Source organism: Arthrobacter globiformis (genome assembly GCF_046536215.2).
Classification (GTDB): domain Bacteria; phylum Actinomycetota; class Actinomycetes; order Actinomycetales; family Micrococcaceae; genus Arthrobacter; species Arthrobacter globiformis_E.
The window spans coordinates 1,057,527-1,072,244 of the sequence record NZ_CM143421.1; the positions used below are offsets into that span (position 1 = coordinate 1,057,527).

Here is a 14,718-nt window from a genome sequence, read left to right on the forward strand (position 1 = left end):
TGCCACCCGGAAGGACTGGCCAGAGCCTCCAGATCATCCGGACGTTCCGGATCCGCTCAATGGGTTCGACGGCTATCCAGGTCCGAGCGGCTACCAGTGCCCCGAACCTTCGGAACCTCCCGACGACCTTGACGACATGGGGAGCCCGACGGCTTTCGACGGCCCTGAACCACCGCTGCCGGCGGATCCCTGGCCGTACTGGTCATCGCCAGCAGCCTAAGGAGGCTTCGCGCCGGTTGCAGCCGATATTACTCACGAGTAACATTGGGCTCACCGGTGCCCGGTCCCGGCAGTTCCGGCTGTCCCATCTATTCCGGGGCACCGACCGCACGCCAGTCTCAATGAGGAGCCACAGAATGAGCGCCGCTGATTTCCGCAAGCTTGCCGATCTCTTCCCTGATGAGGCGGTCACCCATTCCACAGTCCAGGACATCGAACTCCCGGCCACGGAAGGCCACGCCAGCCCTGGCATCCTGGCCCTGATCACCCTGGACAACGGACTGGGCCCCGCCAAACCAACCACGCTCGGACCCAATACCCTTCTTGAACTGGGCACCGTCCTCGAAGGACTCCGCGAGCGGGCGGCCGCGGGCGAGATCGCGGCCGTGGGTGTGACGGGGAAGCCCAACTTCTTCGTCGCCGGCGCCGACCTCTCCGCGGTGACCAAGCTGCAGGAGCGGGAACACGGCCTGTGGATGGCGCAGCTGGGTCACGATGTTTATGCCACACTGGCCAACCTGGGCGTTCCCAGCTTCGCCTTCATCAACGGTGTGGCCCTCGGCGGCGGACTGGAGATCGCCCTGCAGTCCACCTACCGCACCGTGTCCACGGGCGCCGGGGCGCTGGCTCTTCCCGAGGCTTTCCTTGGACTGGTGCCCGGATGGGGCGGCGTGTACCTTCTGCCGCGGCTGATCGGGCCGGAGAATGCGGTGAAGGTGATGATCGAGAACGCACTGAACAACAACCGCACGCTGTCCGGCTCCGAAGCCTTCAAGCTCGGCATCGCGGATGCGCTGTTCGAGCCGGAGGATTTCCTGGCGCAGTCTGTCGCCTGGGCTGCGCGCGTTGTCGCCGGCACCGCAGTTTCGGGTACCGCAGCTTCGGGGACAGCACCCGAACGGCCAGCCGCCGTCGATCCGGCTGATCCCGGAGTCGCCGTGCGCTGGGCGGACGCCGTCGCTGCCGGCCGTGCCATCGTCGAGGCCAAGACGTCCAATGCCTCCCCCGCGCCGGCGGAGGTGCTGAACATCATGGCGGCGAACCGCACCATGACCCAGGCCGAGTCTGCCGCACTCGAATGCGAAACGCTGGCAGGCCTCATGCAGACGGACGAGTTCCGCGCCACCGTCTACGCCTTCCTTGATCTCGTGCAGAAACGGGCCAAGCGGCCCGCCGGCGCCCCCGGCCGCGAACTCGCCCGGCCCGTCACGAAGATCGGCGTGGTGGGCGCCGGCCTTATGGCCAGCCAGCTCGCGCTGCTGTTCGCACGCCAGCTCGGGGTCCCCGTGGTTCTGACCGACGTCGACCAGGGCCGGGTGGACAAGGGCGTCGGTTACGTTCACAACGAGGTGGACAAGCTGGTGGCCACGGGCCGGCTTGCCACCGACGCTGCCACGAAGGCCAAGGCACTCGTGACCGGGTCCGTCTCCAAGGAGCCGTTCGCGGACGCCGATTTTGTCATAGAGGCAGTCTTCGAGGAGCTCAGCGTCAAGAAGCAGGTGTTTGCCGAACTTGAGGCCATCGTCCGGCCTGACTGCATCCTCGCCACGAACACGTCCTCGCTGTCCGTGACGGCCATGGCCGCGGACCTGCGGCACCCCGAGCGCCTGGTGGGCTTCCACTTCTTCAATCCCGTCGCGGTCATGCCGCTCCTCGAGATCGTCCGGGCACCGAAGTCCGACGACGGGGTGATCGCAACCGCTTTCGAACTCGCCAAGGGCCTGAAGAAGACGGCAGTCCTGGTCAAGGACGCCCCGGCGTTCGTGGTCAACCGGATCCTGCTGCGGCTCATGGGCGAAGTCACGGCCGCCTTTGACGAAGGCACGCCGGCCGATGTTGCGGATACCGCACTGCGGCCGATGGGTCTGCCAATGACGCCGTTCACGCTCCTCGCGATGGTGGGACTGCCGGTGGCCCAGCACGTTCAGGAATCCCTGCATGTGGCCTTCGGGGACCGCTTCCCGGTCTCGCAGAACCTGCAGAAACTGGTCGATAACAACATCCGTTCCCTGTGGTCCGCGTCCGGGGACGGCGGCCAGGAGATCCCGGCGGCCACCTCGGCGCTGATGTCCTTTGGCAGTACGCCGTCGACTGCCGAGCAAGTGCTGCGCCGGACCCAGGACGCCCTCGCCGAGGAGATCGGGCTGATGCTCGAAGAGGGCGTGGTGGCAGCGCCCCAGGACATCGACCTGTGCATGATCCTGGGTGCCGGCTGGCCGATGTTCCTGGGCGGGATCACCCCCTACCTCGACAGGGTGGGAGCCTCGGAACGCGTCAACGGCAAACGGTTCCTGCCTCCGGGCGTGGCGTCCCGTTCCTGACACAGCGCGCGGACACAGCCCCTTCCTGACACACCTCGCCCCTGACGCAGCGCGAACGGACACTTGAGGGCCCTTCCCGAGGGGCGTCAAGTGTCCGTTCGCGCGCTAGGCACCGGCGGCTGGACTGAGGGCACCTGCGGCTTCTGGAATCGCTCAGTGCGGCCGTAGCCGGCCGCCGTCGAGTCTGAGCAGCCGGTGCGCATGAGCCGTGGCGAACCTAAGGTCGTGCGTGACCATCACGACGGCGGCACCGCGGCCGGCCGCCGCTGACACGGCAGCGGTAAGCCGATTGAGGCCGTGGGCGTCCAGGGCCACAGTGGGTTCGTCGAGCGCGAGCACCGACGGTTCCCGCGCGAGTACGGTCGCGAGGGCCAACAGCCGCTGGCCGGACGCCGGCAGCTCATGGGGGTGCACGCTGCCGCTGTCTTCAAGTCCGACGGCGGCCAAGGCTGCCCGTGCACGTTCCGGCGCACCCGACTCGAAGAGCCGGTCCAGCCCGAACAGCACCTCCCGCAACACGGTCCGCTCGAACAGCTGGTCATGGGGGTGCTGGAAGAGTAGCCCAAGCCGGCGGGCCACCAAGCCAGTCGGAACACCGGCAATGGGCTCGCCGGCCACGCGGACGTCGCCGCGAAGCGGCCGATGCAGGCCATTGAAGAGCCTCAGCAGCGTGGACTTCCCGGCGCCGTTGGGTCCCGTGACGGCCACGATTTCCCCCGGCATCACCCGCAGGTCCACACCGTCCAGGAGCAGGCTGTCATCAGCAGCCATCCGACCCGTCCCGAACCCGAAGGCCACATTCGCCAGCTCCAAAGCTGCCGTGGGTTCAACGGCTGAGGTCCCGACGGCAGCCGCCTCCGCCGCGGGAAGCGTCAACACCGCGGGCGGCGCAGACGGAGCGGGCGGCGCAGACGGAGCGGGCGGCGCAGACGGAGCAGCGCTCGGTTCAGACCCCGGATCGGGCTTGGGCGCCGGCGCGGACGCAGCGTCGGGCTCCAGTCGCGGTTCTGGGTCTGGGTCTGGGTTTGGCTGCAATTCGCGCCCTGGGCAGGAGGCCGAGATCACGACGCCGGACTCAGCCAGCGCCGAACCCTGCAGGATCCTGCCCGGTGGTCCGGCCGCCGTCACCTCGCCGTCCTTCAGTACCAGCCAGCGCTCCGCGTCGCGGGTCAGCGCGTCGGCGTGCTGGCTCAGCACCACAATGGCGGTACCCCGGGCCAGCTCGGCATGAACCAGCTCCACGACGGTCCGGATCCCGGCCTGGTCCAGCGACTCGAGCGGCTCGTCGAGGACCAGGACGCCGGGACCGTCCACCACGGCGCAGCCCACAGCCAGCCGCCGTAGCTCGCCGCCGGACAGCGTTGCGGGATCCCGCTGCATGAACCCGTCGAGTCCCGTGCGGCGGGCAATATCGGCCACAATCCGCACCATCTCGGCCCGCGGAACTCCGCGGTTCTCCAGGCTGAAGGCGAGTTCCTCCGCCACGGTTCCGCGGACCGCCGAAAGCATGGACGCGGCGTCCTGCGGCACATAGCCGACGTGCCTTGCCCACGCCCCGGGATCGATCCGGGGGTCATCCGCCGCCCCGGCAAAGGACAGCGGACCACTCTCGGCGGGGTGCCCGGCCACCTCCAGCTGCAGGCTCCCGGCCAGCATCCCGTCCCGGCCGCCGAGCAGCCACGCGCCAAGGAGACGGCCCAGCGTGGACTTGCCGCTGCCGGACCCGCCCAGCACCGCCGTCAGTGTGCCGGGCGAGGCGGCCACCCCAACCCCGCGCAGCGCAGGGCCGGCGTCACCGTGGTACGAAAACGAGTCGATGGAGGCCAGCAGCGTGGTGGCGTCAGCCCTGTCAGCGATCACCCGGCGCCGCCGCCGGCTTGAAAGAGGACGGATTGAAAGAGGACGGGCTGAAGGAGAACATACTGAAAGACGGGCTGGGACCCGGCGGCAAGGGAGCCGGCCGAAAGCGCACCGGCCACTCGCCACCCCACCGCGGCCACGGAAACCAGGATCGCCACGATGCGGAACGCTGCCTGGGCGGGTGAATCGGGAACCTCCGTGTAGCTGGTCCGGGGACCGGCGCTCCGGAACCCCCTGGCATCGAGGGACTGGGCACGGATGCCGGCGTCGTGCACCAGGCCCAGCACCAGCGGGACCATCTGCAGCCGGATGGCCGCGGCCCGGCTGCCAATCCCTCGCCCCACCACGAGGCCCCGTGACTCCTGCGCCTGGCGGACCTTCTCCAGCCGCGCAGCGACCAGCGGTGCAAGCAGCAGCGTGGACGCCAGCACATACCCCACCTGCGGCGGGACACTGCGCGCGGACAGGGCGGCAACCAGTTCGGGGACCCGGACGCTGAAGGAAAACACCATGAGCACCAGCACGAAGGCTGCGGTGCGGAGCCCCATCTCCAAAGCGAAGGCCAGCCCCTCGGCCGTGACCCGGGCAGGTCCCCAGCTGGCGAGCATGGTGCGCCCCTCCGGGAAGAAGAGTCCGTGGATCACCAGCAGCGAAAGCCAGAACGGCACAATTATGGCGGCCCCGGCCAGCAGGGCCCGCCGCACAGTGCCCGCGGCGGCGGACAGCAGCACTGCGCCGGCTGCCACGGTGAGGGATACCGCCCAACTGCCTGCCGCCGTCGTAATGACCAGGACGGCGGCGGCGGCCGTCAGCGCGGTCAGCGGATTAAGGCGCGTGGACACCTGGCCGGCGGTTCCGGAGTCAGGAATTCCGCGCGGCCGGCTCCTTGCCGGCCAGGACGCGGAAACGGCGGACGAACGGGAACTGGAACGTGGTGCGCCGGGGCAGGGCGTAGACCAGCATGGCGGCGATGGCGAAGACGATGGCCTTGTCCATGGGATCGGAAATCAGGGCCTGCTTGGTGATGGCGGCCAGCAGGGTGTCCCCCATGGCCCGGAAGGCGCTGACGATCGCGCCGGTGCCGGCCCCGGACGTGCCGCCGAAGACGAACGCGGCAATCGGCGCTGACACCACACCGGCGATGATCCCGGTGACGAACCCAGCAACCGGAGCAAGGTAGAAGCGGCGGAACAGCCCGTAACGTGCGGCCACCCCGGCCAGGAAGCCGATCAGCGCGGCACCTGCCGCGAAGGGCAGGACAGTCGGGTTGAAGAACGACCACACGATGCTGCTCAGCGCACCCGTGGCGGCACCGGCGGCAGGCCCGGCAAGGACGGCAATGAGCACCGTGCCGATGGAGTCGAGGTAGAATGGCAGGCCGCTGGTGCCCATGAGCTGTCCCAGCACGATGTTCAGGACCAGCGCCACGGGGATAAGCACCACGGTGGACGTGGGCAGGGTGGGAAGCACGCCCACGATCAGCAGCAGCGCGCCGAGGAGGAAGCCGCCCAGCGCGACGAGCGAGGAAACGCTGCCGAGCCCGCCGGCAATGTCGGCAGGCTGGGTGAGGACCAGGAAGACGAAGGTGGCGGCGATGGCCGCGGCGCCGAGCAGTTCGAGGACCCTCCGGCGGCGGACAGCTTTCCGGTCCGTGGGAGGGAGGGTCAGGGACGGCTGTGACATGGTGGATCCTTAGGCTGAAAACGGCGGGTCCCGCACCCGTGGCGTGATCTTGCGCGTGCGCGGAAGCAGGCGCCTAATGTCACCTCGACGCGGCTACCATCCTACCGACCCGCGCGCACGCCTGCTACGGTCCCGCTAGAGCGGCCGCTTCCCCATGCCGGCCGCCAGGGCGCCCACCGAGGTGATCAGCTCGTCGAAGCACTGCGCGGGGTCGTTCGACGTGACGATCCTGGCATTGAACGGCTCCTTCCAGATGCCACGGAAGTCCGCCACAGTGGTGCCGACCAGGCGGGGCGCGTCCGTTTCCACGTGAACTGTGGCCGGCCGCGTGCCGTACGGCGTGCGTCCGATGGCCGCGGCGGCCGCGAAGGCGTCATGCATGTGGGCGATGAAGCCCTGGTCGTAGAGCCGGTGGAACTCCATATAGAAACGGATGGCATCCGAGAGGCACGCCACGAGCGGATTGCCCGAGCGGCTGCGCTGGCCCTCCGGCTGCTCGGCCAGCACGAGTTCCGGTTCGGCCCCGGCAGCCTCGGCGAGACGCTGCAGGTGCTCCGGCCGCAGCTCGATGCGCTCCGTGGTCTCGAGCGCACACACCACCGGCAGGTTCTCCTCCGGCAGCCCGCTGTAGGCGGCGAAGACTTCCGCGGCCGCGTGCGGGTCCACGGAAACGTTCCATTCCGCCGTCGGGGTCGTGTTGCCCTGGTAGTTGAAGCAGCCGCCCATGATGACCAGCCCCTTGAGCAGCTTGGGCAGGTCCGGTTCCGCCCGCAAGGCCAGCGCGAAATTGGTCAGCGGCCCCGTGATCAGCCCGGTGATCTCACCCGGGCGCGCCCGCGCGGCTTCCACCCACACGTCCACGGCATGCCGCGGTGAAATTTCCTGCTTCGGCGGCGGAAGCTCGGCGTAGCCGATCCCCTGCGGGCCATGGGTCTCCTCTGTGGTGACCAGCGGAATCTCCAGCGGCACTTCCGCGCCCATGGCAACTTCAATGCCGGCCCGGCCGCAGAGTTCCAGCAGGGCGAGGTTGTTCAGCGCCACCTGCCGGGCACCGACGTTGCCCGCCGTGCACGTGATGGCCTCGATCCGGACCTCCGGCCGGGACAGCAGGTAGACCAGCGCGAGGGCGTCGTCGATCCCGGTGTCAACATCCATCAGGATGGACGGCATCAGAACAGGGCCACCTTGGGGGTCTGCGGGAAGATGGCATCCAGTTCGTCGAGTTCGGCACGGTCCGGCACCCAGGCCACCGCCCCGGCGTTCTGCCGGACCTGTTCCGGACGGGTGGCGCCGGCAATCACACTGCTGACCGACGGCTGTGCCGCGAGCCAGGAGAAGGCCACCTGCACTTCGGTCAGGTCGCGGGCGGCGGCGAAGTCGCTGAACGCCTTCAGCTGCTGCCAGTCGGCATCGTGCACCAGATTGGTCCGCGTGTGGCTGAGGCGTGATCCTTCCGGCGCCTGGTCCTGCGCGTACTTGCCGGTCAGGAGGCCATTGGCCAGCGGGAAGTAGGGCAGCACGCCCAGCCCGTAGGCCTCGGCAGCCGGGGTGACCTCCTGCTCGGCCCGGCGGTCCAGGAGGTTGTAGTGGTTCTGCGCGGACACGAACCGTGCGCCGCCGCGGGCGCGCGCCACGAATTCGGCTTCGGCGATCTGCCATCCGGCGCGGTTCGAATGGCCGATGTAGCGGACCTTGCCGCTGGTGATGAGGTCGTTCAGAGCGTCGAGCGTCTCCTCGATCGGCGTCTGGGGGTCGGGCGTGTGGAACTGGTACAGGTCGATGTAGTCGGTGCCGAGCCGGCGCAGGGACGCCTCCGCTGCGCGGATGACGTATCGGCGCGAACCGCGGGCGCCGAAGTCCTCGCCGTTGGCCCCGCGCATGTCCATGCCGAACTTGGTGGCCACCACGACGTCGTCGCGCTGGGCCCCCAGGGCCTTGCCGAGCATCGTTTCGCTGAGTCCCGGTTCGCGGCCGTAGGTGTCGGCGACGTCGAAGAGGGTCACCCCGGCGTCGAGGGCGGCATGTACGACGGCGTCCGTCCCCTCCTGCGATTCGGTCACCGTGTTTGCCCGGCCCAGGTTGTTGCAGCCGAGGCCCACGACCGAGACGGTCAGTCCGGATTTTCCAAGACGGCGGTATTCAGTCATGGAATCACCCTATAACGGCGCGGGCGGCAGCATTCGCGGCCGGACGCCGGCCCCGCTTCACGGGGACCGGCCCCGGCTACAGGACCCGCTCAGGCGGAGGCGAAGTCCAGGCCGTGCTCCTCCAGCGCATCCTGAAGCTGCGCGAGGGTCCGCGGGCAGATGCCGGGAAGCGCCGCCAGCTGGCGCCTGCCGAACTGCGCCAGCTGCTCGAGGGACTCCACGCCGGAATGGGCGAGGATCCTGCGGTCGGGCGAGGCGAGGCCCCGCGGAAGCGGCGTGTGGCCCGGCTTGGTTGACTTCTTTGTCATGACGTTCTGCCTTCCCTTGTGCTGTGACTGCCTGAGTTGCTGCGACTGCATGGGGTGAATGAACTGCCTGTGGTGAAGCTGGCTTGGGGGCGAAGCTGGCTTAGAGGGTGAAGCCGGCGGCCTGCTTGGGTGAATGCTTGAGTTTCAGGGCCGAGAGGTCGCTGAAGGGGGCGGCGCCGATGCTCAGCTTGGTGAAGTCGAGGTCCTCGCCGCGGATGCAGACCTTGATGGCGTTCACGGCCTTGTTCACGTCCGGGCAGAGGCAGAAGATGTTAAGCTTGGCGTCGCCGAATTCCGAGCGCTCCACAACGCCCAGCCCGCGCCAGGCCAGGTGGCCGGACAGAGCGTCCTTGGCTTTTTCCTCGAGGTAGCGGTCGCGGCTGGTGCCTTCCTTGGTCTTGAGGGCGTACTGGGCCACCACCCAGTACTGCTCCTCGTCGGGAATCTCCGCGTAACCGTCCTCGGTGCAGGCCATCTCGAAGGCGTCCATCAGGCGCTCGGCCGCCTCGGCGTCCGGGACGTCGGTCTCCTGGGTCTTGCTCTGGTGGCCAACAGCCCCGTGGTTCATGACGAACTGGCTGTAGTCCTCGTCGAACCAGGCTTCCCGGAACAGCAGGGTCCCCTCGTCGTCGCGCTTGTAGACCCGGATGATTCCGCTCATGCCCGTCCTCTCGTAAACCAGGTGGTGTCGGTGCCGTCGAAGGGCGCTTCCTGGCCCTTGACGGCAAGGAACAGGGCGTCACACTCGGTCTGCATGGCGCGCACCAGCGTCTCAGGGTACTCCATGCCGAGCCGGTGCTCGGCGAACTCGTCCTCGTCGTCGACGAACACGCCGCGCTTCACCGAGCGGATGACGTCCAGGTCCATGTCGATCATGTGGAATTCCGTGACGCCGGGCTTGATCCGGCGCCATTCGTGGCCCGTTGCCAGGTCGACGTAGACGCGGAAGTCCCCCGGGTAGGTGTCGTCGTAGAAGGTGACCACGAACTCCCCGGTCCGTGGAACCAGGAGCACGGCGTCGGACGCGGTGTAGAACGCGGCGCCCGGGCGGGAGCAGAACTCATTGGCGGGCTGGAAGATCCACCAGCCGTGCCGGTCCTCGCCGAGGTACCGGCCGGGCACCACCCAGTGAGCCGTGCCGTCCCACTTGCGGTTCCGGGACACCACCAGTTCGCCTGGCTGCAGGGAATCCGGCTCCCTCACAGTTTGGGCAGGCTTCCGGTGGTGGGGTGTTCCTGGCCGGGCAGCGGGCGGGCGAACGGGACCTTGGTCCCGAGCACCTGGGCAACGACGTCGTGGGTGATCTGCTGGGCGGTGAGGCCCACCCTTTCCAGCACCTGGCTCCGGGTTCCGTGGTCCAGGAACTCGACCGGCAGGCCCACCTCGTTCAGCGCGGTGTCCACGCCGGCGGCGCGCATCTCCTGACGGATCCGGGACCCGACTCCCCCGGCCCGGACGCCGTCCTCGATGCAGATGACGAGGCGGTGCCTGGCGGCCAGGGCGATGATCGACTTCCGGACCGGGAGGACCCAGCGGGGGTCCACGACGGTGGAGCTGATGCCCTGGGCACCCAGCCGGTTGGCGACATTCAGGGCCAGCTCGGACATGGCGCCCACGCTGACGATCAGGACATCGTTCTCCGTGGATCCGGCCGGGCGGCGGGACAGCACGTCCACACCGTCGGCCAGCCGCTCGATGGCCTCCACCTCGGCGCCGACCGTACCCTTGGAATACCGGATGACAGTGGGGGCATCCTCGATGGCGACGGCCTCGCGGAGTTCCTCGCGCAGCCGCGTGGCGTCTCGCGGCGCGGCCAGGTGCAGCCCGGGAACGATCTGGACCATGGCCATGTCCCACATCCCGTGGTGGCTGGCTCCATCGGGGCCGGTGACTCCGGCGCGGTCCAGGACAACTGTCACGCCGGCCTTGTGCAGGGCAACGTCCATCAGGAGCTGGTCGAAGGCGCGGTTGAGGAAGGTGGCGTAGACGGCAACCACCGGGTGCAGCCCGCCGAAAGCCATGCCCGCCGCGGAGGTGAGGGCGTGCTGTTCGGCGATGCCGACGTCGAACACGCGTTCCGGATACCGTGCCGCGAACTTGTGCAGCCCCACCGGGATGAGCATGGCGCCGGTGATGCCGACGATGTCCTTGCGCTCATCGGCGATGTCTGCGATCTCGTCCGCGAAGACCGATGTCCAGGACTTGGCGCCGCCGGCTTCTGCGGGCTCGCCGGTCTCGGGGTCGATGATTCCGACGGCGTGGAACTGGTCCGCTTCATGCGCACGGGCAGGCGCGTACCCGTGGCCCTTCTCGGTCATGGCGTGCACGATGACCGGGCCGGCATAGTTCCTGGCGGTCGAGAGGGCGTGTTCCATGGCCTGGAGGTTGTGGCCGTCCACCGGGCCGATGTACTTCATGCCGAGGTCCTCGAACATGCCCTGCGGAGCCCACCAGTCCTTGATGCCCTTCTTCATGGCATGCAGGCTCTTGTAGGTGAACTGGCCCGCGGGGCCGCCGTTCTGGAGCTTTTTCTTCCACCAGTCCAGGGCACCCTCGTAGGCGGGGGCGGCACGGAGGGAGTCGATGGTGGGGCGCAGCGATGCCAGGTAGTCGGCAAAGCCGCCCACGGTAGGTGCGTAAGAGCGGCCGTTGTCGTTGACGACAATCACGACGCGGCGCTTCTTGTCCGCGGCGATGTTGTTGATGGCCTCCCAGGCCATGCCGCCGGTGAGCGCGCCGTCCCCGACGACGGCGACGACGTACCGGTCGCCGTCACCGGTCAGCTGGCGGGCACGGGAGATGCCGTCGGCCCAGGACAGCGAGGATGAGGCATGGGAGCTTTCGACGATGTCATGCTCGGACTCGGCGCGGTCCGGGTAGCCGGACAGGCCGCCCTGCTGGCGGAGAGTGCTGAAGTCGTGCCGTCCGGTGAGGAGCTTGTGCACGTACGACTGGTGGCCGGTGTCAAAGACGATGCTGTCGCGGGGCGAATCGAAGATCCGGTGAACCGCCATAGTCAGTTCGACGACGCCGAGGTTGGGACCCAGGTGCCCTCCCGTCTGGGAGACGTTGCCGATCAGGAATTCCCTGATCTCGGCGGCCAGCTGATCCAGCTGCGCCGCGGACAACTTGCTCAGGTCCTGCGGATTCCGGATGGTCTCCAAGATTCCCAACGGCCCCTCCTTCGGCTGGTAGACATGCCTATTAACTCTAACGCCTCCGCGCAAACGCCAGAGGCAGTGCAAACGCAGAGGCCCCGGCCGGTCTGCTGACCGGCCGGGGCCTCATCGCGCTGCTTGCCGGGCCTAACCCGGCTGGATTCCGCTAGTTAGCGGAGATCTGGCGCAGAACGTACTGCAGGATGCCGCCGTTGCGGTAGTAGTCCGCTTCACCCGGGGTGTCGATGCGGAGCACTGCGTCGAAGGACTTGGCGGAGCCGTCCTCGGCGGTGGCGGTGACCTTGAGGGTCTTGGGCGTGGTGCCTTCGTTCAGGGCGGTGACGCCCTCAACAGCGAAGGTTTCCGTGCCCGTCAGGCCCAGCGTGGCAGCGGACTCGCCGGCCGGGAACTGCAGCGGAAGAACGCCCATGCCGATGAGGTTGGAGCGGTGGATGCGCTCGTAGCTCTCGGCGATGACGGCCTTGACGCCCAGCAGTGCCGTGCCCTTGGCTGCCCAGTCACGGGACGAACCGGAGCCGTACTCCTTGCCCGCCAGGACCACCAGCGGGGTGCCGGCTGCCTGGTAGTTCTGGGCGGCGTCGTAGACGTAGGCCTGCGGGCCGTCAGCCTGGCTGAAGTCGCGGGTGAAGCCGCCCTCCACGCCGTCCAGGAGCTGGTTCTTGATGCGGATGTTCGCGAACGTGCCGCGGATCATAACCTCGTGGTTGCCACGGCGCGAGCCGTAGGAGTTGAAGTCCTTGCGCTCCACGCCGTTGGCCAGCAGATACTGGCCGGCGGGGGTGTCGGACTTGAACGAACCGGCCGGGGAGATGTGGTCCGTGGTGACGGAGTCACCGAGCTTGAGCAGCACGCGGGCACCGGCGATGTCCTGGACGGGCTCCGGCTGGGCCTTCATGCCCTCGAAGTACGGGGGCTTCCGCACGTACGTGGACTTCTCATCCCAGGCGAAGGTGTCGCCGGCCGGGGTGTCGAGTGCCTTCCAGCGGTCATCGCCCTCGAAGACGCCCTCGTAGCCCTTGGCGAACATCTCCTTGTCGATGGAGGAGTCGATGACTTCCTGGACCTCGACCGGGTTCGGCCAGATGTCCTTCAGGAAGACGTCGTTGCCGGCTTCGTCCTTGCCCAGGGCATCGGTCTCGAAGTCGAAGTCCATGGAACCGGCCAGGGCGTAGGCGATGACCAGCGGCGGGGAGGCCAGGTAGTTCATCTTGACGTCCGGGTTGATGCGGCCTTCGAAGTTGCGGTTGCCCGAGAGGACGGCGCTGACGGCGAGGTCGTTGGCCTGGATGGCCTCGGAGATCTCGGCTTCGAGCGGGCCGGAGTTGCCGATGCAGGTGGCGCAGCCGTAGCCCACGATGTAGAAGCCCAGCTTCTCCAGGTACGGGGTGAGGCCCGACTTCTCGTAGTAGTCGGTGACCACCTTGGAGCCGGGGGCGACGGAGGTCTTGACCCACGGCTTGGCGGTGAGGCCCTTGTTCACGGCGTTGCGTGCCAGCACGGCGGCGGCGAGCATGACGGACGGGTTGGACGTGTTGGTGCACGAGGTGATCGACGCGATGGTCACCGCTCCGTGGTCCAGGTCGAACTCGCGGCCGTCTTCCATCTTCACGGCGACGGGGCTGGAAAGGCGGCCCTCGGCGCCGTGCGCGGCGGAGTACTTCGGCGGAACGCGGTCGGTGTCGGTCACGTGCGTGCCGCCGGTGGTGAACGAGGGCGGGTCGGAAGCCGGGAAGCTTTCCTCCAGCGACTCGTCCAGCGTGCCGGCGTCGGCGTCGTGGGTGACGTAGTTCTTGAGGTCGTGGCGGAATTCGTCCTTGGCCTCGGTCAGCTCGATGCGGTCCTGCGGACGCTTCGGGCCGGCGATCGACGGAACCACGGTGGAGAGGTCCAGCTCGAGGTACTCGGAGAAGCGGAGTTCGCGGGAGGGATCGTGCCAGAGGCCCTGTTCCTTGGCGTACGCCTCCACGAGGGCAACGTTTTCCTCGGGGCGGCCGGTGAGGCGCAGGTAGTCGAGGGTGACGTCGTCGATCGGGAACATGGCAGCCGTGGAACCGAATTCCGGGCTCATGTTGCCGATGGTGGCGCGGTTGGCCAGCGGCACCGCGGCAACGCCTTCGCCGTAGAATTCCACGAACTTGCCAACAACACCGTGCTTGCGGAGCATCTCGGTGATGGTGAGCACCACGTCGGTGGCGGTGGCACCGGCAGGGATGCTGCCGCTGAGCTTGAAGCCCACAACGCGCGGGATCAGCATGGAAACCGGCTGGCCCAGCATGGCAGCCTCGGCTTCGATGCCGCCGACGCCCCAGCCGAGCACGCCCAGGCCGTTGACCATGGTGGTGTGCGAGTCGGTGCCGACGCAGGTGTCGGGGTAGGCGCGGAGCGCGCCGTTCACTTCGCGGGTCATGATGGTGCGGGCCAGGTATTCGATGTTGACCTGGTGCACGATGCCGGTTCCCGGCGGGACGACCTTGAAGTCGTCGAACGCGGTCTGGCCCCAGCGCAGGAACTGGTAGCGCTCACCATTGCGCTGGTATTCGATCTCCATGTTGCGCTCCAGTGCGCCGGAGTTACCGAAAACGTCGATCTGGACGGAGTGGTCGATGACCATCTCGGCCGGAGCAAGCGGGTTCACCCTCTTCGGATCACCGCCGAGCTCCTTGACTGCCTCACGCATGGTGGCAAGGTCCACCACGCAGGGGACACCAGTGAAGTCCTGCATGATCACGCGGGCGGGCGTGAACTGGATTTCGGTGTCGGGCTGGGCATTCGGGTCCCATCCTGCCAGGGCGCGAACGTGATCGGCGGTGATGTTCGCGCCGTCCTCGGTCCTCAGCAGGTTCTCAAGCAGTACCTTAAGGCTGAACGGAAGGGTTTCTGAACCTTCAACGGAGTTCAACCGGAAAATTTCGTATTCGGTTCCGGCAACATCAAGTTTGCCTTTTGAACCGAAGCTGTCCACAGTGCTCATCGCAGGACTCCTCTCGCAACAGTTTCATCT

11 protein-coding genes are annotated in these 14,718 nt (G+C 67.9%); 1 reads left to right on the top strand and 10 read right to left on the bottom strand.

Going from position 1 to position 14,718, the window contains the following annotated elements; all coding sequences use genetic code 11:
* Positions 1–356: 356 nt before the first annotated feature.
* Positions 357–2,540 carry a 3-hydroxyacyl-CoA dehydrogenase NAD-binding domain-containing protein gene (locus tag R5O87_RS04835; RefSeq protein WP_410557539.1) on the top strand — a complete coding sequence of 728 codons (2,184 nt, stop codon included), beginning with the start codon at positions 357–359 and terminating at the stop codon, positions 2,538–2,540.
* 153 nt (positions 2,541–2,693) lie between these two features.
* Here R5O87_RS04835 and R5O87_RS04840 read toward each other — a convergent pair whose 3' ends face one another.
* The 10 genes from R5O87_RS04840 to R5O87_RS04885 form a co-directional block, all read right to left on the bottom strand.
* The gene (locus R5O87_RS04840; protein WP_410557492.1) at positions 2,694–4,400 is read right to left on the bottom strand and encodes an ABC transporter ATP-binding protein; all 1,707 of its coding nucleotides are present in this window, start codon (positions 4,398–4,400) and stop codon (positions 2,694–2,696) included.
* Complete coding sequence (locus R5O87_RS04845) at positions 4,397–5,242, bottom strand: energy-coupling factor transporter transmembrane component T family protein (RefSeq protein WP_410557493.1); 846 nt, start codon at positions 5,240–5,242, stop codon at positions 4,397–4,399. The genes R5O87_RS04840 and R5O87_RS04845 overlap by 4 nt, the downstream gene beginning before the upstream one ends.
* Before the next feature lie 19 nt (positions 5,243–5,261).
* A complete protein-coding gene (locus R5O87_RS04850; protein WP_410557494.1) occupies positions 5,262–6,083 on the bottom strand; it encodes an ECF transporter S component in 822 nt (273 codons plus the stop codon).
* Positions 6,084–6,218: 135 nt separating this feature from the next.
* On the bottom strand, positions 6,219–7,253 hold the full coding sequence (locus R5O87_RS04855; protein WP_410557495.1) for a nucleoside hydrolase: 1,035 nt from the start codon (positions 7,251–7,253) through the stop codon (positions 6,219–6,221).
* Positions 7,253–8,230, bottom strand: a complete 978-nt coding sequence (locus tag R5O87_RS04860) for an aldo/keto reductase (protein ID WP_410557496.1) — start codon at positions 8,228–8,230, stop codon at positions 7,253–7,255. The genes R5O87_RS04855 and R5O87_RS04860 overlap by 1 nt, the downstream gene beginning before the upstream one ends.
* Positions 8,231–8,319: 89 nt before the next feature.
* On the bottom strand, positions 8,320–8,538 hold the full coding sequence (locus R5O87_RS04865; protein WP_410557497.1) for a helix-hairpin-helix domain-containing protein: 219 nt from the start codon (positions 8,536–8,538) through the stop codon (positions 8,320–8,322).
* Positions 8,539–8,638: 100 nt separating this feature from the next.
* Positions 8,639–9,199, bottom strand: a complete 561-nt coding sequence (locus R5O87_RS04870) for a hypothetical protein (protein WP_410557498.1) — start codon at positions 9,197–9,199, stop codon at positions 8,639–8,641.
* Entirely contained in the window at positions 9,196–9,741 is a 546-nt protein-coding gene (locus R5O87_RS04875; protein ID WP_410557499.1) for a DUF402 domain-containing protein, read from the bottom strand. The genes R5O87_RS04870 and R5O87_RS04875 overlap by 4 nt, the downstream gene beginning before the upstream one ends.
* A complete protein-coding gene (dxs, locus tag R5O87_RS04880; protein ID WP_410557500.1) occupies positions 9,738–11,711 on the bottom strand; it encodes a 1-deoxy-D-xylulose-5-phosphate synthase in 1,974 nt (657 codons plus the stop codon). The genes R5O87_RS04875 and dxs overlap by 4 nt, the downstream gene beginning before the upstream one ends.
* Positions 11,712–11,862: 151 nt before the next feature.
* Positions 11,863–14,688 (bottom strand): aconitate hydratase, encoded by a 2,826-nt coding sequence (locus R5O87_RS04885; RefSeq protein WP_410557501.1) that lies wholly within the window; start codon positions 14,686–14,688, stop codon positions 11,863–11,865.
* Between the last annotated feature and the right edge of the window lie 30 nt (positions 14,689–14,718).